At 45.5% G+C, this 16998-nt stretch carries 15 protein-coding genes; 9 read left to right on the plus strand and 6 right to left on the minus strand.

Annotated elements, in window-relative coordinates; all coding sequences use genetic code 11:
• Window positions 1-11: 11 nt before the first annotated feature.
• Window positions 12-3254, minus strand: coding sequence for a DUF748 domain-containing protein (locus tag SULKU_RS12790; protein ID WP_013461390.1), 3243 nt, complete (start codon window positions 3252-3254; stop codon window positions 12-14).
• 98 nt (window positions 3255-3352) lie between these two features.
• On the opposite strand from SULKU_RS12790, the gene SULKU_RS12795 reads away from it, so the two are divergent.
• The 6 genes from SULKU_RS12795 to SULKU_RS12820 all read left to right on the plus strand — a co-directional run bounded on the left by SULKU_RS12795 (window position 3353) and on the right by SULKU_RS12820 (window position 7843).
• Window positions 3353-4372 (plus strand): ribonucleotide-diphosphate reductase subunit beta, encoded by a 1020-nt coding sequence (locus SULKU_RS12795; protein ID WP_013461391.1) that lies wholly within the window; start codon window positions 3353-3355, stop codon window positions 4370-4372.
• Window positions 4359-5093 carry a carbon-nitrogen hydrolase family protein gene (locus SULKU_RS12800; protein WP_013461392.1) on the plus strand — a complete coding sequence of 245 codons (735 nt, stop codon included), beginning with the start codon at window positions 4359-4361 and terminating at the stop codon, window positions 5091-5093. Before SULKU_RS12795 ends, SULKU_RS12800 begins: the two co-directional genes overlap by 14 nt.
• On the plus strand, window positions 5090-5734 hold the full coding sequence (locus tag SULKU_RS12805; RefSeq protein ID WP_013461393.1) for a protein-L-isoaspartate(D-aspartate) O-methyltransferase: 645 nt from the start codon (window positions 5090-5092) through the stop codon (window positions 5732-5734). The genes SULKU_RS12800 and SULKU_RS12805 overlap by 4 nt, the downstream gene beginning before the upstream one ends.
• Window positions 5731-6678, plus strand: a complete 948-nt coding sequence (locus SULKU_RS12810) for an RsmB/NOP family class I SAM-dependent RNA methyltransferase (RefSeq protein ID WP_013461394.1) — start codon at window positions 5731-5733, stop codon at window positions 6676-6678. The genes SULKU_RS12805 and SULKU_RS12810 overlap by 4 nt, the downstream gene beginning before the upstream one ends.
• Before the next feature lie 73 nt (window positions 6679-6751).
• Window positions 6752-7402, plus strand: a complete 651-nt coding sequence (locus SULKU_RS14615; protein ID WP_013461395.1) for a tetratricopeptide repeat protein — start codon at window positions 6752-6754, stop codon at window positions 7400-7402.
• A 6-nt stretch (window positions 7403-7408) separates the two neighbouring features.
• Window positions 7409-7843, plus strand: a complete 435-nt coding sequence (locus SULKU_RS12820; RefSeq protein ID WP_013461396.1) for a low molecular weight protein-tyrosine-phosphatase — start codon at window positions 7409-7411, stop codon at window positions 7841-7843.
• On the opposite strand, the gene SULKU_RS12825 is transcribed toward SULKU_RS12820, so the two are convergent.
• From SULKU_RS12825 to purB, 3 genes are all read right to left on the minus strand, one after another.
• A complete protein-coding gene (locus SULKU_RS12825) occupies window positions 7833-8204 on the minus strand; it encodes a hypothetical protein (protein ID WP_013461397.1) in 372 nt (123 codons plus the stop codon). The two genes, SULKU_RS12820 and SULKU_RS12825, sit on opposite strands and share 11 nt — an antisense overlap.
• Entirely contained in the window at window positions 8195-10561 is a 2367-nt protein-coding gene (locus tag SULKU_RS12830) for a ribonucleoside-diphosphate reductase subunit alpha (RefSeq protein WP_013461398.1), read from the minus strand. Before SULKU_RS12830 ends, SULKU_RS12825 begins: the two co-directional genes overlap by 10 nt.
• 88 nt (window positions 10562-10649) lie before the next feature.
• Window positions 10650-11978, minus strand: a complete 1329-nt coding sequence (gene purB, locus SULKU_RS12835) for an adenylosuccinate lyase (protein ID WP_013461399.1) — start codon at window positions 11976-11978, stop codon at window positions 10650-10652.
• Window positions 11979-12094: 116 nt separating this feature from the next.
• Between purB and SULKU_RS12840 the strand changes: the two genes are divergently transcribed.
• From SULKU_RS12840 to SULKU_RS15045, 3 genes are read left to right on the plus strand one after another with little or no spacing between them, the layout of a single operon-like run.
• Window positions 12095-13012: an RluA family pseudouridine synthase gene (locus SULKU_RS12840; protein WP_013461400.1), complete on the plus strand. Its 918-nt coding sequence runs from the start codon at window positions 12095-12097 to the stop codon at window positions 13010-13012.
• Window positions 13013-13018: 6 nt separating this feature from the next.
• Entirely contained in the window at window positions 13019-13936 is a 918-nt protein-coding gene (locus SULKU_RS12845) for an RluA family pseudouridine synthase (RefSeq protein WP_013461401.1), read from the plus strand.
• Between the two features lie 52 nt (window positions 13937-13988).
• Window positions 13989-14129: a hypothetical protein gene (locus SULKU_RS15045; protein ID WP_172633612.1), complete on the plus strand. Its 141-nt coding sequence runs from the start codon at window positions 13989-13991 to the stop codon at window positions 14127-14129.
• A gap of 67 nt (window positions 14130-14196) precedes the next feature.
• Here SULKU_RS15045 and olsF read toward each other — a convergent pair whose 3' ends face one another.
• Both olsF and ruvC read right to left on the minus strand, forming a co-directional pair.
• Complete coding sequence (gene olsF / locus SULKU_RS12855) at window positions 14197-15921, minus strand: bifunctional ornithine lipid synthase OlsF (RefSeq protein WP_041667199.1); 1725 nt, start codon at window positions 15919-15921, stop codon at window positions 14197-14199.
• Window positions 15922-16459: 538 nt separating this feature from the next.
• Window positions 16460-16957, minus strand: a complete 498-nt coding sequence (gene ruvC / locus SULKU_RS12860) for a crossover junction endodeoxyribonuclease RuvC (RefSeq protein WP_013461403.1) — start codon at window positions 16955-16957, stop codon at window positions 16460-16462.
• Between the last annotated feature and the right edge of the window lie 41 nt (window positions 16958-16998).

Genomic DNA, 16998 nt, shown 5'->3' on the forward strand with positions numbered 1-16998 from the left:
ACAGTAACCCTTTAAGGGATTACTATTTCTAAACGAACCGGAATCTCCCCTTCTTTGAGGGCTTTTGCCGATTCATTTGCGCGTATCGTAACCCGTTTTTCAAAATCCGGTGTTTTCATTAGATACTTTCGAATCGTCTCGGCGCGTTGTTGCGCCAATGCCTGAAGCTCCTGCGGAGCCAGCGGCTGAAGAGGTATCAGTTTGTCGATGAGAGCCGCGGAATAGTACCGGACGAATGCCGCCTCTTCGGGATACTGTTTCAAAAGTTTGTTTTTTAACTCTTTTCGATCTTGTCGCTCCAAAGCATCTTCCGCCATATCTTCCAATAATTCAACGCTGATCGCCTGAGGCGAATCGATTTTTAGATTTTTGTTTCTTTTTAATGCTTCTTGAACAAGTTTACGCCCTTTCAATGCACGAACATCGCCGACCTCATCGTATCCGCCGTAAATGTTCAAAGCAAGTTTTGGCCGCTTGGAAAGCATCGTCGTAATGTGATCAAGTTTTTCGATCTCCGGCGGAAGAAGCGTTGCGGAACCGGCATCAAAGTCGATTGAGGAGAGTTTATCACTCTCAATCCCCATCAGCGATCCAAGCAATCTAAACGGGGAGGTAACCGCTTTGGTAAAGAGATTCCCGATTACCTGCCATACCACTTTGCCGTATTTGAAATCGGGATTATTCACATCCCCTTCGATCGGAAGATCGATATCGATAATCCCGTCGCTGTCTTCGAGCAGTGCCACGATGAAACGCATCGGCCACGGCGATCCCCCCTCTTTTTCGGCACCCAGTTCAATTTTCTTGATAACGACTTGATTGGAAGCGTCCAATTTCCCCCCGTCAATCTTGTACCCCAGATTCAAAAAGAGTTTCCCCCCCTCGATCTTGTAGCCCAAAAACTGAAGAGAGTACGGGGTATAGTTTTTAAGTTCGAGATTGTCGAACGCTACTTTCATATCGGTGAATTGTTTAGGATCTTTGGTATTGAGCTGCCCGTTGATTTTTGCCAATCCGTACTGATCGACCCCCCCTCGAAGATTCACGAATGTGGTCACATTTTTGGTCGTCGAAATCCCCAGAACGGAGCCTTCCATATCGTGGATATAACTTTTAAACGGCAAAGGAAGAGAGAGATCGCTGAAGTTTGCGCTACTGTTATGCAAAAGGAGTTTGACGATCTCAAGGCCAAACGGATTGCCGCCTGATTTTTTGGTCGTATTCGCATCCCCTTTGGGGTTTTTGCTCAATGTCGAATAGTTCAATACTTTTTTCGAATCGATAAGCGCGTTGGTGTAAAACCCGTCAATGGAGAGCTGATTAATTTTCAGCCGATTATCGGGATAAGCATATACAAACGGTGTCGCACCGATTTTATCCCATCCCAAGAGCACAGAGTTATCGCGTGTATCATTGACTACCCAGTCGCTCAAAGAAATTTTCCCGTTTATAGAGGTGCGCGAAGGTCTATAATCATACGTGCCCAAGAGCGACAGACTCCCCCGACGCAATGACGCATAGGTACTCGGTTCGATATACGGGTCGGCGAGCGAAACGTCCATCCCTTTTAGTTCAACCGTCCCTTTGGCACGTTGAGAAGAGCGGACAATATCGCTTTTAAGATCAATCGTGCTTTTTTCATTAAGGCGCGAAGAGAAAGAAAGGGACGATTTCACCCCCGGATCGCTTTCAAATCCTCTTACGCTCATATTAAGCCGATCCAAATTCGCCGTCACTTTTTTGTGCGGAACCTCATCTACAAATCCGACCGATCCGTTGCTCACATTCAGCTCATCGATGCGGTATCCCCACGGAGTCTCGGATGACGAAGAGGATCGGGAAGGGGCCGCGTACGCGTGGTACGATAGATCAATAGAACCGTCCGATAGCCGCTTGAAAGCAATACTAGGCTGTAAAACGGAGATTTTTTGAACCTGTGCAAATTTTCGTGCACGATCGATTGTGATCCCATCAACGGCGATCCCGTCCAATCCTGCACTCAGACTTTGATCGCGTTTACGTATAACGCTTAAAGCACCGGATGTGAGATTGAAATTTAAAAGCGACCGACTATCGCTGCTGATCACCCCGCTATGCAAAGAGATATTTTTCACGTTTACGCTATACGGTTCTCGCGGAGCGTCATCCCGCCACGCAATGCCGATGTTCTCGACCGCCGTACTTCCCAACGAAAAATTCCACGGTTCGGACGTCTTGTTTTCATCGCTCGGAAATGCTTTTTGGATCTCGTCGATATACGTCAGCCAATCAATTTTCCCCTCCTGCGAGCGGTATACCGAAACATCAACTCCGTTCACACTGAGTGTTTCGGCATTAAATACCTTCTTCATCGGGAAAACGTCCCCTTTTTTCAGCCGAAGCGCTGAGAGGGTAAAAAGATTTCGATTTTCCCCTTTTGGGATAATGCGGAGTTTGTCGATTCCGAAATACAGATTCGAGAGTTCGGTCGCATTGAGATCGTTACTGTTAAAACGGTAGTCAAATCCGAACGCGGCCGTCCCGTCTGCCACCTCAATCGGAAATTTGTCTTTGAAATAGCGCCACGGCGTATACAGTTTCCCCGAATTAAATGCCACGTTTCCTCTTATGTTCAGAGGAGAAAGGGCATCAAGTTTTCCGCTGAAATCGATAAATCCCCCCTCGTTGATCGTCGCGTACAGACGCATTTTCCCATTCTTGTTTGAGAGGTTTCGCAAATCGACATGATCAAGATTAAATCCGACAGGCCCGATATCAAGCGTATACGCTTTCCCCTCAGAGTAATCGCTGTAATTGATTGTTCCGTTTTTAATGGCCAAATGACGGATAATAAGTTTCGGAGGCTCTAACGATTTGTCTTCTTCCGAATCGCCTCCCAATTCCGTCAGCCATTTAAAATTAAAATCTCCCTTCTCATCGCGTCGTACGGTTACTGTGGGTTCCCGCAGAGAAAGATCGCGGACGACCAGACCTCCGCGCCATAAATAATCTAGCGGATCGACATTGATCGAAAAGGCTTTGAGTGCAAAAAGATCGCTGTTTTGGGGAGTCTTAAACGATACGTTTTTGAGTTTCATATGGAATGTAAAAGGGTTGAACGAGGCCGATTCTATTGAAAGCCTCCCCCCTTTTGTCGCTTCATTCACTTTTTCGGGAACACTATTTTTCAAAAGGTAGGGAACGCCGAAAAACCCCGCTACTGAATAGAGTGCTGCAGCCGCCGCTAAAGACTTGAGGATTGCCCTTTTATTCATTATCATACCCCCGCGACAAAAACTATTTTCATTTTATCATAGTTAAATCTAGTTTTCGACATAATCATTTACTTTATCTGCACACAGGGATAGCCGAAATGAAGCGTAAACAAATTTACAATCCAACCTCTACTGAACATGTAAACGACCGCCAGATTTTCGGCGGCAATCCGACCGGGATTTTCGAACTCAACAATATCAAATACCAATGGGCATACAACCTCTGGGAAATGATGCTTAACAACACATGGTTCCCTAAAGAGGTCGACATGACCCGCGATGCTGTCGACTATAAATACCTCACCGAGATGGAAAAAACAGCGTACGACAAAGCCCTCTCCCAGCTTATTTTTATGGATTCTCTCCAAACGAACAATCTGATGGACAATGTCAATCCGTACGTCACCGCTCCTGAAATCAACCTCATCTTGGTGCGCCAAAGCTTCGAAGAGGCACTTCACTCCCAAAGTTATGCCGTCATGGTCGACTCCATCAGCCAAAACAGCGAAGAGATTTACGATCTTTGGCGCAAAGACATGATGCTTAAAACCAAAAATGACTCCATTGCCGCACGCTACGACGAGTTGGCAAACGACCCTAGCGAGAGCGCATTCGTCAAAGCGTGTTTTGCGAACCAGATTTTGGAGGGGATCTACTTTTACAGCGGATTTACCTATATCTATACCCTCGCCCGTTCGGGAAAAATGCTGGGAAGTGCGCAGATGATCCGCTTTATCCAGCGTGACGAGGTAACCCACCTCGTACTCTTCCAAAACATAATCAATACCCTTCGCCGCGAACGAAGCGATCTCTTCACCGAAGAGCTGATCGAAGAGGTCTACGATATGTTCCGAAAAGCGGTCGAACTTGAGACGGCATGGGGGAAATACATCACTCAGGGGCAGATTCTGGGTCTCACCAACGAAATCGTGGAACAATACATTCAGTATCTCGCCGACCAGCGTCTCACTGCCGTCGGGCTTAAACCGCTCTATAACGTTTCTCATCCGATCAAATGGGTCGACGATTTCTCCAAATTCAACGATCAAAAAACGAATTTCTTTGAAGGAACCGTTACCAACTATTCCAAAGGAAGCCTCAGCTTTGACGACTTCTAAAACCCGTTCCATCGTATCGCTCTGTTTTGAGACCAATGCGGATTTCAACACAAATCTAGACCGTCTCATCACCCTTATCGGCCAATCAAGCGAAGATGCTATTATCGTCGCCCCTGAAGTAGCTTTAAGCGGTTTTTCGTACGAACACTTTGATGAAGCGGCGGCATTTACCCCGCATGCACTTGAAAAACTCGCTCAGCATGTACAAAATCGCCTCCTAATCTTTACAGCAATTGCCAAAGAGGGGGAGGATTTTTACAATATCGCCTACGCGCTTCATCAGGGCAAGATTCTCCACCGTCAGGCCAAGGCCAAGCTTTTCGCCCTCGGCAGCGAACATGAATATTTTACTCCGGGCGAAGAGGGCACTATTGCCCCTTTTATCTTTGAGGGGATAAAAATCGGTATTCTGATCTGTTTTGAACTTCGCTTCAAGACGCTGTGGCAGCAGCTGGAGGGGTGCGATATTATCGCCGTCCCGGCGCAATGGGGAAAATTACGTACCGATCACTATATCACCCTTACCACCGCATTAGCGGTAATGAACCAATGCTACGTTATCGCTTCCGATGCCGCCAATGACGATACAACGGCAATGAGCGGCATCATCACCCCTTTCGGCGGAGAAATCCGCAACAGCGGCGCGGAAGCGTTAACCTCCCATTATGAAGCGCGCACCGTTGATTCCATGCGCCGATACCTCAACGTAGGAATAAAATGAGCATCGATAGAATTACCATTATTAAAACCACACGGATGGCCGATGAAATCGCCAAAAAATTTCCTCTCCGTCCTATCGTCAAAAACGCGATCATCCATACCAATCGCGAAGCCTTTGTCCCCCTTGCTATGCGGCATAACGCCTATCGCCTCGATGCTCTCCCGATCGGTGCCCAGCAATACATCTCCTCACCCCTGACGGTAGCCAAAATGACGCAGTACCTCAGCCCGGAGGGGTGTGATAACGTATTGGAAATTGGCTGCGGAAGTGGTTATCAAGCCGCGGTTCTCTCCAAAGTTTTCCGCCGCGTCTTTACCATTGAGCGGATCGAATCGCTCCTTTTAGAGGCTAAAGAGCGCTTTCGCCATCTTCACTTGATGAATATCCATACCCGTACCGATGACGGTCAAAACGGATGGGAACAATATGCCCCGTATGATCGTATTTTGTTTTCGGCATCGGCACGTTCTATTCCCCAAAAGCTTTTCGATCAGCTCCGAGAGGGGGGAATATTATTAGCTCCCGTCGAAAAAGGACGCGAACAGATCATCACCCGTTTTACGAAGCAAGGCGGCAAAATACATGAAGACCCATTGGAAGTGTGCGATTTCGTCCCTGTACTTGATGGTGTAGTGCGATGAGTCTTCCCGAGGCATTTACGGAACGTTTGGAGAAAATTGTTCCGCATGAGCGCTATGAGGCGATCGTGCGCACGTTTGATTCACCCAAAAATGTTACGTTTCGGGTCAACACCCTCAAATCGACGACGCAAGAGCTCGAAGCCGAACTAAAAGCCGCCCACATACCGTATGAGAGCATAGGATGGCTGGAAGGGGTTTACCGCATTGCCCCCGAACATAAACTGGCCTTGACGCAGACGGACGCTTTCTACGGCGGCCGCCTTTACATCCAAAACCTCGCATCGATGATTGCACCTCTTTTGCTCTCTCCACAGCCTGAAGAGACGGTACTCGATCTTGCCGCCGCCCCGGGCGGAAAAACGCTGATGCTGGCGGGGATGATGCAAAACACCGGCTGGCTCTCTGCCGTTGAACCTTCGCGGGAGCGTTTTTTCCGTCTCTGCGATAACCTCAAATCCCAAGGGGTGACCAACGCCCATACCTATATGACGGACGGTCGCAGTGTTGGAAAAAAATGCCCCGAAATGTTCGACCGTATCCTCCTCGACGCTCCCTGTTCCTCCGAAGCGCGGTTTAAAACCCATGATCCCAAATCAATGTCGTTTTGGTCGATCCATAAAGTGAAAGAGACCTCCAAACTGCAGCGCCGTCTCCTCCTCTCGGCCTATGATGCCCTCAAGCCGGGCGGAAAACTGCTCTACTGCACCTGTTCGTTTTCGCCCGAAGAGAACGAAAGCCCCCTTCAGCATCTTTTAGAGCGCCATGGAGAGCATTTAAATACCCTACCCCTGACTCTGCCCTTCGATAACATTCAAAAGCCTCTGGAACGCTGGGGAAAAGAGGTTTTCGACAAACGGATACAAAACGGTGTCCGGATTCTGCCGACCGATACCATCGACGGATTTTTTCTGTGCATGCTGGAGAAAAAAACAAATATTACCTAAAATAATGAATTTTCCCCTAAATACTTTTATGATAAAATAAGCTAATAATCTCGAATAGAGTGGTATGTCCAAAATGTTACGACAACGCATGGTTATGGCTGTTTTGTCCCTTTTCTTTACCCTCGCTTCACTTCACGCCTCAACCACAGAGCAATTGGCATACGACGGAGAGGTCGCTTTCTACCACCAAAACTACCTTGAAGCACGCAAAGCACTCCAGCCCGCATCGGAGCAGGGGAGTTTGCAATCGTCGTACTATCTTGGGATTATGTCGCTGCGTGGACTCGGGACTCCCGCAAATTATAAAGAGGCCATCCGTATATTTAAAGCAGGGGCCCAAAAAGGTCATCCGGAGTCTCAAGTTGCCCTCGGCGTCTTGATGATCGAGGGGATAGGAATTCCGCAAGACTTTATTGAAGCCTCTGCTTTATTTATCAAAGCGGCTAAGAGCGGAAATCCCGATGCGCAATTGATCCTCGGGTGGATTTTCAAAAACGGAATCGGCGTAAAAGCCAATAACACGATTGCTTACGCCCTTTGGAATTATGTTGCCGCACAGGGAAACGATTGGGCCAGATACAATAGAGATGCCATGTTCTATGAGCTGGATGAAACCGAACTCTATCGGGGACAGGAACTCTCCGCCAACCTTCCCAAATTATGGAATGCCATTTCCCTCGAACATAAAAAGATTTCCAAAATTCTCCGAAAAAAACGGCGCTAAGCAGATATGAAATCGATCCTGTTCGTTTGTCTGGGTAACATCTGCCGCTCTCCGATAGCAGAAGGCGTCGCCAAAAAGCTGATAAAGGAGGGTGGGCATACAATTACGGTAGATTCTGCGGGAACGGGGAGCTGGCATGTCGGAGAACCTCCATGCAAACACTCCGTAGCCGTAGCCCGCAATCACGATATCGATATCGCTCCTCTGCGCGCCCGTCAGGTTAAAAAAGAGGACTTTAAATCATTTGACCTGATCGTTGCGCTTGATCAGAACAATTACCGCGATTTAAAAGCGCTGGGATGCCAAAATCTGGTCAAACTCGGCGATTACGGCTATAACGGCGCCGATGTCCCTGATCCGTACTTTTTTGACGGTTTTGAGGGGTTTGAGCATGTCTATACGATGATCGAATCGTGTGTAAAAGAGCTTCTTAAGCGCTGAATGGGAGTTCTTCGTATCCGATCGATGTACCGAGGATGTAAAAGGGTGCTTCATTTGCCCGTCCGCTGTAGCTTCCGATAGCTAACGCACAGTTTTTATCGTTTATTTCGACCGTTATCCCCTCTCTCATATCCAAAGAACGTAAAACATTGTCACTCATGAGTTTGGCGTCATTCACACCCTCTATGCGAAACAGCACATCGATCCAATCATAACCGCGTGCGATGTCCTGAACACTGAAACGGACACAGATGGAAGTAGGGGATAGAGGGGCAAGAGAGCGGATTTCGCCCTGACGGGCGTAATCAATACGCTCTAGCAGGTTTTTGAGTGTCGAAGCACTCAGGGGCTTTACTGGCACCCTTCACACTCCATCGAGCGATCTGCGGTATCTTGTTTTTGCTCCGGTGATTGTGAGCGGAGATAGTAGGTCGATTTGAGACCCAGTTTCCACGCGAGCATATAGATGTCGTTGAGATATTTTCCGCTCGCTTTGTCGAGGGTAATAAAGATATTGAGACTTTGCCCCTGATCAATCCATTTTTGACGGATTGCCGCCGCTTTGACAAGGATCGTTTGATCGAGATCGTACGCAGGGGTATAATAGCTCCACGTATCGGGGCTGAGTTTCGGAGCGACGACCGGAATAAGCCCTGAGAGGTTCTCTTCAAACCATTTACGTTTATAGATCGGCTCAATCGTCTGCGTCGTACCGGTGAGGATCGAAATCGAGCTGGTCGGTGCAATCGCCATCAAATAGCCGTTACGCATCCCCTGACGTTTGATCGTTTCACGAAGTTCATCCCACTCGTAGTTCGGAGCGAACAATCCGCCGCGATCGACGAGATTTTGCACCTCTGCCGTCGCATGATCCATCGGAAGGATACCGCGGCTCCATTTTGACCCTTGATACTCGGCGTATGACCCTTTTTCGACTGCTAAGTCCGAAGAGGCTTTGATCGCGTTATAGCTCACCGCTTCCATCACTTCGTCCACTTTGTCGAAATGTTCTTGGCTTCCCCAAACGATACGGTTTTCAGCCAACATTTGAGCTTCACCCATAACGCCCAGTCCGATAGCACGGCTGCGCATGTTAGTCCGTTTGACTTTTTCCAACGGATAGAAATTTAGGTCGATAACATTATCGAGCGCACGGATCGCCACAGGAACGATACGGTCGATATCCTCTTTCGTATGCACACGTGAAAGATTCACCGAGGCAAGGTTACATACCGCCGTCGCACCGTCGACTTTCTCTTTTTCGACGATATAGATCGGACGTCCGCCCAGTGAATCAAGCGCCGTGATTTTGTTTGCCGGCTTTTCGATTCCGCTGTCGACTTTAACGATCTCATCTTCTTCGTATGTGACGAACGATCCGTCCTCAAATTTGATTTTGATCAGATAATGGTTCGGCTGAGTATTCTGAAAAATCTCCGTACACAAGTTCGAACTGCGGATGATGCCGAAATGGTCGTTCGGATTTGAACGGTTTGCGCTGTCTTTAAAGCACAGGAACGGGCTTCCCGTCTCAAAATACGAGGTCAAAATCTTCTTCCACAGATCTTTTGCTTTCGAGTGCTCTTTAGGAATGCTCGGGTCTTGTTCAAGCTCGAGATAACGTTTTTCAAACGCATCGCCGTACAGTTCGCTGAGCTCTTTCACATCAAACGGATCGAACATCGTCCAGATTCCGTCTTCGACGACACGTTTCATAAACATATCGTTGATCCAAAGGGCAGGGAACAGGTCATGGGCACGTCGGCGCTCTTCTCCGGAATTTTTCTTCACATCGAGGAAGTCTTTGACATCCATGTGCCACGGCTCGAGATAAACGGCGATAGCCCCTTTACGCGTTCCGAGCTGATCGACCGCAATCGCGATATCGTTGGTAATTTTCAAAAACGGCACGGTTCCGCCGGCCGCATTTTTATGCCCGTCGATAAATGAACCCATCGCGCGAACCTGCGTCCAGTCCCAGCCGATACCGCCGCCGAATTTAGAGAGGAGTGCCATCTCTTTGTAGGCATCAAAAATCCCCTCGATATTATCCGGGCTTGAACCGATGTAGCATGAGCTGAGCTGATGACGGGTAGTACGGGCATTAGAGAGGGTAGGGGTTGCCATCATCACTTCAAATTTTGACATCATGTCATAGAACTTTTTCGCCCATCCCTGACGATCGCTTTCGTTTTGCGCCAAGAACATTGCTACCGCCATAAACATATGCTGAGGCAGTTCGATCGGATCGCCTTTGCGATCTTTGATCAGATATCGGTCATATAATGTTTTTACGCCGAGATAGTTAAATTCCAAGTCACGTTCAGGGACGATATAGGCATCTAAATCTGCTAAATTATATTTCTCTTTCAATCCGAGAAGAATACGCCCTTCACCCTCTCCACGTTCAAAATAGCTCTGCAATGAACCGTACCCGGTAAAACCGTTTACGCGGTGATAAAGATCATACAAGAAAAGACGAGATGCTACAAATGTCCAATTCGGCGAATCAATATCGATTTTATCAACGGCTGTTTTGATAAGAGTCTGCTGTATCTCATTGCTGTGGATACCGTCACGAAACTGGATCTGAGCATCGACTTCCAATTCACTTTGCGATACATTACTTAGCCCTTTTACAGCGGCTGACGTATATTTTTGAATTTTTGTAATATCTAACGGTTCACGGCGCCCGTTACGTTTAACTATGGTTAGCATCTCTCTCCCTCAAACTCTATAGAAGCTGTATTATAATCACTGAATATTGTATTGTTTCTTATACCGAAAGAAACTATTTTTATGATAATTATTTGAACACCCGCGCGAAAATTTTATCGACATTTTTAGTGTAATAATCATAATTGAAACATTCACGAATAGCTTCTTCGCTCAAGCTCTGACGCAGCTCTTCATCATCCAATAGATATTGCAGATAAAGACTCTCCCCTTTTTCATTGATAGCACTTCTACCTTGCTGCAACCCTTCCCATACTTTCATCGCATTGCGCTGAACGATACGGTACGCATCTTCACGGCTTACCCCTTTAAGTGGAAGCTCCAATAAAACACGTTGAGAAAAAACCAGTCCTCCGGTGAGGTTCAGATTACGCATCATGTTTTCCGGATAGACAACGAGGTTGGCAATAACACTGTTAAAACGGTGAAGCATAAAATCAGCCGTTACAAAACTGTCCGGCAACCAGAAGCGCTCGGTAGAACTGTGAGAGATATCACGCTCATGCCATAACGCGACGTTTTCCATCGCAGGGATAACATAGGCACGAACCATACGGGCTAACCCTGTGATGTTCTCCGTCAAAATCGGATTGCGTTTGTGAGGCATTGCCGATGAGCCTTTTTGCCCTTTGGCAAAAAACTCTTCACACTCATACACTTCGGTACGCTGCCAATGACGAACCTGTACCGCAAATTTTTCGATTGAACTTGCCATCAATGCCAACGCCGAAGCAAGACGTGCGTAACGGTCACGTTGAATAACCTGGTTAGAAGCCGGAGCCGGTTTGAGTCCTAACGCTTCACACGCATACTCTTCAAGCTCTAACGGTGCGTGAGCAAAATTACCCATTGCCCCTGATACTTGACCGACAGAAATAACTTCCATCGTTTGCTGCAGGTTTTCCAAATGGCGAGCCATCTCATCATACCAAACCGCTAACACCAATCCAAACGTAATCGGCTCACCGTGAATACCATGTGAGCGTCCGACGAGCAATGTCATCTTGTGTTCCATCGCACGCGTTTTGATCGACTCCATAACCATTTTTACATCTTCAATGATCAATGCCAGTGAATCACGCATCTGAAGAGCGACAGCCGTATCAACCGTATCCGAACTGGTCATTCCATAATGGAACCAGCGGCTCTCTTCTCCGAGCGTTTCAGAAACCGATGTTGTAAACGCGATCAAATCATGACGAGTGATTGCTTCGATCTCATCAATACGCTCAACACTGAATCCTGCATTCTTAACAATCTTCTCTGCATCCTCATCAGGAATAAGACCCAATTTATTCCACGCAACGACAACCGCTTTTTCAACATCGAGCCATGCTTGATATTTTGCTTGGATACTCCATTTGGATTTCATCTCTTCTCTGGCGTAACGATCTACCATCTCTTAACTCCTTAGTATGCTAAAATGCGCTTAATGAAATGAGCCGAAATATTTATTGTATATTGACTCTTACTATAAGTTATAGTCTATCCAACCCTCCCTAAAAAGGAATTAAATTGCCCTTCATCACCAAAAAGCTTCATGCTCCTGAGCGTCAAAAAGCATTCCGCTTTTTAATGCAAGAGTTGGGAATTACTCAGAGCGAGGCGCAGCGTTTAATCGCAAAAGGGAGACTTTCCCAAAACGGAATCGTCATGTCAAACAACGCCGGATATATAGAGGAGGGGGATTTCGATTTTATTTGCTTTGAGCCGGTAACCCTCGGATTGGTTCCGACATTTGTCGAAGAGGAGTTCGCCGTATATGATAAGCCCAGCGGTCTTCTTGTTCATCCTCAAAACCGTCATACCCCTTATTCACTCAATGATGAAATTAAACACCGTTTCGGTCATGAAGCCAATATTACCCATCGTATCGATCAGGAGACGAGTGGCCTGGTTTTAGCGGCGCGCAATAAACTATCTGAACGTACTTTAAAAATGATGTTCGAAGAACGTCAAATCACTAAGAAATATATAGCGATGGTAAAAGGGCATCTGAAAGAACCGCTCGATATCCAAGAGCCTCTATTGCGCAGAGAGGATGCCAGCTCTATCGTCCGTATGATCGTTCGAGTTCATCCTGAGGGAAAACCTTCCCGCACATTTATCAAGCCTCTGGAGTATTTCCCCGATACCGACACCACTCTCGTCGAAGCTTCTCCTTATACCGGACGCCAGCATCAGATACGGGTTCATTTGTTCCACGTGGAACATCCGATCATCGGGGATCCTATTTACGGACAAGACGAAGAGAATGCCGTCCGTTTTTTAGATCGCGAGATGAGTGTCGAGGAACGTCTCAATAATACCGGTGCATCTCGATTATTGCTGCATGCCCATTCACTTGAATTCATTTATAATGATATAGTCTACCATGTCGTTTCCAAAGAAGATTTTATTGCACAGTGTTTCGATGCGATGAAAGTGAAATAATCTCCTATGCCGTTTATTACGAAAAAGCTCTTCTCACCTGTTCGTCAAATGGCTCTTAGCTTTTTAATGAATGAACTGGGCCTCTCACGAAGCGAAGGTCAGCGTCTGATTGCCAGAGGCCGTTTATCGCAAAACGGTTCGGTTATGGACGATCAATTCGGTTTTATTGAAGGAGATTGTGAGTTTATCTGTTTTGAACCGGACACCCGCGGATTCAAACCGATGTTTGTCGCTAACGACTTTGTAATATATGACAAACCGAGCGGTTTGAGTGTTCACCCTCACAGCCGACAGTCGCCCTATACCCTCAATGATGAGATCAAACATCAGTTTGGGGACGAGGCTAACGCGACCCACCGTATCGATCAAGAAACGAGCGGACTTGTTTTGGTTTCCCGTCATAAAAAGAGCGAGTCTGTTTTAAAACGGTTATTCTCTGAGCGTGCAATTACCAAACGTTATCTTGCCATGGTAAAAGGATGTGTTGAACATCCTATCGACATTCAAGAACCTCTCTATCGAAAAGATCATCCCAATCTTTTAATCAGTATGGTGGTTAAAGTTGATCCCAAAGGGAAACCTGCCCATACGGTCATTAATCCTTTGCGCTACTTTCCCGAGCATGATATGACCCTCGTAGAAGCATCTCCGTTAACGGGTCGTACCCATCAGATACGGGTTCATTTGTTCCACGTGAAACATCCGATCATCGGTGATCCGGTGTACGGTCCCACAGAAGAGAATGTCATTCGGTTTATTAAAAAAGAGTTATCGCCAATTGAGAGAATGGAAATAGGGGGGTCGACACGGCTGTTGCTTCACGCTCATTCACTTGAATTTGAATATGAAAATGAAGTCTATAAAGTAGAATCAGAAAAAGATTTTGTCAAAGAATGTTTTGAAGCGATGGGAATTTCGCAATAATATTTTTCTCTTTCTTTTCTTTTTAGCAAGAAAAGAAACAAAAGAGCATACCGTGATCCAAGAACGCTCGCTCCTCTCGGCACTACTGCCTTCGGAGCAGCTCTATGTATTGGATCACGGGAATTTTATAAATAATGCCGCGAAAACACACCTAGAGCCCAGCCGTTGGCAGCAGTGCCAAAACGGCTGGTAGCGTTCTGTTTGAGCGGCGCTTTTCTTTTGCGTCCTTTTCTTTTCTAAAAAGAAAAGGACATAGAATATTACGCAGCGTTGTTTATGTACCGCTGCCGTTTCGCCTCTTTGATTTTCCGAATATCAACCAATATATAGCCGTCAATACAGTTATTAAAATCGGTATCGATCCCAAAATCCATAAACTGCACACCACCCTCTTCACACAGTTCGCTGTATTGCTTATAAAGGGTAGGAACCGATACGTCCAGTGCTTTTAGATAGTCCTTTAGTATCCTGAAATCTTCGGTATAGTTATCACCGCTGAACAATGTTTTAAAGTCGTTTTGAACGTATTCAGACAATCGATAGGGGGATTTTGCTCTCACCATCGTATGATCCGAACCGAAATAGAGGGTATAAAAATAGACCAGAACCTCTTGAGCGTGTTTGGGAAAACTTCCCGAAATACTTACCGGACCTAGCATGTATTTTATATGAGGATTATGGCTCAGATAAGCTCCGATACCTTGCCACAAATAATCAAGTGCGCGACTTCCCCAATATTTCGGCTGTACAAAACTGCGTCCCAATTCAATGGCATCTTCCAATACAGGATCAAACTGTTCATTCATCATACATAAGTCGGACATATAGAGACCGTCTTTGCCCAGCCATGAAAGAATCCATTCACATTCGCCGATACGGTACGCTCCAGCGATTTCCAAAGCCTCATCATCCCATAAGACAAGATGATGGTAATAACGGTCGTATGCATCAATATCGCGTGCGTTTCCGCTCCCTTCACCCACTTTGCGAAATGAGTATTCTCGAAGCCGTCCTATTTCATTGATGATATTAGGGGCATTTTCATGCTCAATAAGGTAAATTTGCTTATTATCGCTCGTTAACCCCAGCAATTCCCCTTTACGAAGCTCTAGACGCAATTCCTGACGTGATACGGGATGAGCAATCGAACACTCTGTCGGGTATATCCCTTTTTTGCCGTGTGCAATGCGAAGAAGGTGCTTACGGAATAATTTTGCATGCCGTTTTTCGGTAAGATTAAAATCGCTTAACGCTTTTTCACTTACCATTTGACCGATTGTAAAGTCGAATACACGGTTTCGGGCCGCAAATATTTCATGGCTTAGCAACAAGGCCCCTAATGGTTTGTAGACCCATGAGAGAGCGTAAAAAAGAGGGCTGTTTTTCCCTTTTATATAGATAGGGAGAATCGGAGCCGAATTTCGTTTGGCAAATTTAATAAATCCACCTTTCCACAATCCTTCTTTTACTCCGAACAATCCTGCCCGCGATACTTCGCCGGATGGGAAAAAGATGACGGCTTCTTCAGCCTGTAACGCCTTATCGATCTGTTGGAGCGCATGTTTGGAAACCCGATCGTTAAAATTATCCACACCGATCATAAACTCTTTAAGCTGAGTGATTTCACCGAGCATACGATTTGCAATGATTTTCACCTTTTTATCTTGTCGGACAGAGCAAACCATCTGGATCAAACAAAGTGCATCTAAAGCCCCTAACGGATGATTTGCAACGATAATCACTTTTCCCATAGTAGGAATATTTTCAATTTGTTTATGAACGGTTTTATACGAAACATTCAAATGTTCCAATGCCGCATCAATAAATTCCAATCCGTTTTTTTCTTGATGATTTTCCATAAATCGATTTATCGATTTTTCATGAAGGAGCAAACGGGTCAACCCTACGATTGTCTTATTGATCAATGTCGGATACTGAAATACTTTCGGATGTTCTTTGCGCAATATATATTCTGCACTAACCATGAGGAACCCTTTTTTATTGAGCACATTCATTAATAATGTACTTTATTTTCTATACGGTAAATCATGTTAATTTCAGAGTGATTACGTTTTGATTACCGGATGATTACCCACTGCAGAAATAAATATGGAGCATATAATGTGAATAACTTTTTATAACATCGGCTTAATCAATTATTAAATAGACAAAATTCCTTGAAACTCCCTAAAATAGGGGGTTAAGTCTCATTAAAGCATGATGTTTTCAGGGTACATTTATATTAATTTTTTCTGAATTTGAAAAGATTTCTTCTCTATTTCCCATAAATAGGGGGTAGACTTATTCACAATGCACTCACAGTGTGAATATTACACACATAGAAAAAAATTTAGCAGATTTTTTGTAATTCAGAAATCTTTTAGGGGGATAACAAAGAGTAACACTTAACTCTTGTGTCAAGAAAAAATTATTAAGGATATCTAAGACTCTTTTGATACACTTCTCTCTTAGCGACCTTCCTGGTGTGTCGGTCGCTTTTAAATCCGAATATATTCCTTTTCTCTACTTTTCTCTACTTTTTTGATTTTTTTCCAGCTTTACCCTTTGGGCATGCGTAATTGCTACCGCCATCGCATCGGTAATATCCATAGGTTTTATCTCTTTTGTTATTCCCAGTATCTGCTTTACCATAAAAGCTACCTGTTCTTTTGCCGCTTTCGCTTTTCCGGTCAACGCTTTTTTAACTTGTAACGGTGTATATTCGGCAAACATACCGTGTTCTTGCAAAAGCTTTAACGTAATCGCTCCGCGGAACTGTGCCAATTTTAAAACCGTTTTAGGGTTATGGGCATAAAAAATATCTTCCATTGCCACTTCATCGATCGTATGAATACGGAACAACTGTTCGATTGCTTCTGCAACCTGGGGAATTTGATATTGAAGAGATTCTGCTTTTATTTTGATTAATCCGGCCTCAATAAGACGTATTTTTTGACCGTCGATCGTTACGATCGCGTACCCACAGTTTCGTGTTCCCGGATCGATCCCTAAAATATTCATTTTTTTCCTATTCACATAGGTGAATATCTGCTATTCACCTT

The organism is Sulfuricurvum kujiense DSM 16994 (assembly GCF_000183725.1).
In the GTDB taxonomy this organism is placed as follows: Bacteria; Campylobacterota; Campylobacteria; order Campylobacterales; family Sulfurimonadaceae; genus Sulfuricurvum; species Sulfuricurvum kujiense.

Excerpts from the sequence above, each read along its gene's own strand:
- SULKU_RS12790 (WP_013461390.1), bottom strand. The coding sequence starts at position 3,254 with ATGAATAAAAGGGCAATCCTCAAGTCTTTAGCGGCGGCTGCAGCACTC.
- SULKU_RS12795 (WP_013461391.1), top strand. The coding sequence starts at position 3,353 with ATGAAGCGTAAACAAATTTACAATCCAACCTCTACTGAACATGTAAAC.
- SULKU_RS12805 (WP_013461393.1), top strand. The coding sequence starts at position 5,090 with ATGAGCATCGATAGAATTACCATTATTAAAACCACACGGATGGCCGAT.
- SULKU_RS12810 (WP_013461394.1), top strand. The coding sequence starts at position 5,731 with ATGAGTCTTCCCGAGGCATTTACGGAACGTTTGGAGAAAATTGTTCCG.
- SULKU_RS14615 (WP_013461395.1), top strand. The coding sequence starts at position 6,752 with ATGTTACGACAACGCATGGTTATGGCTGTTTTGTCCCTTTTCTTTACC.
- SULKU_RS12820 (WP_013461396.1), top strand. The coding sequence starts at position 7,409 with ATGAAATCGATCCTGTTCGTTTGTCTGGGTAACATCTGCCGCTCTCCG.
- SULKU_RS12830 (WP_013461398.1), bottom strand. The coding sequence starts at position 10,561 with ATGCTAACCATAGTTAAACGTAACGGGCGCCGTGAACCGTTAGATATT.
- purB (WP_013461399.1), bottom strand. The coding sequence starts at position 11,978 with ATGGTAGATCGTTACGCCAGAGAAGAGATGAAATCCAAATGGAGTATC.
- SULKU_RS12845 (WP_013461401.1), top strand. The coding sequence starts at position 13,019 with ATGCCGTTTATTACGAAAAAGCTCTTCTCACCTGTTCGTCAAATGGCT.
- olsF (WP_041667199.1), bottom strand. The coding sequence starts at position 15,921 with ATGGTTAGTGCAGAATATATATTGCGCAAAGAACATCCGAAAGTATTT.
- ruvC (WP_013461403.1), bottom strand. The coding sequence starts at position 16,957 with ATGAATATTTTAGGGATCGATCCGGGAACACGAAACTGTGGGTACGCG.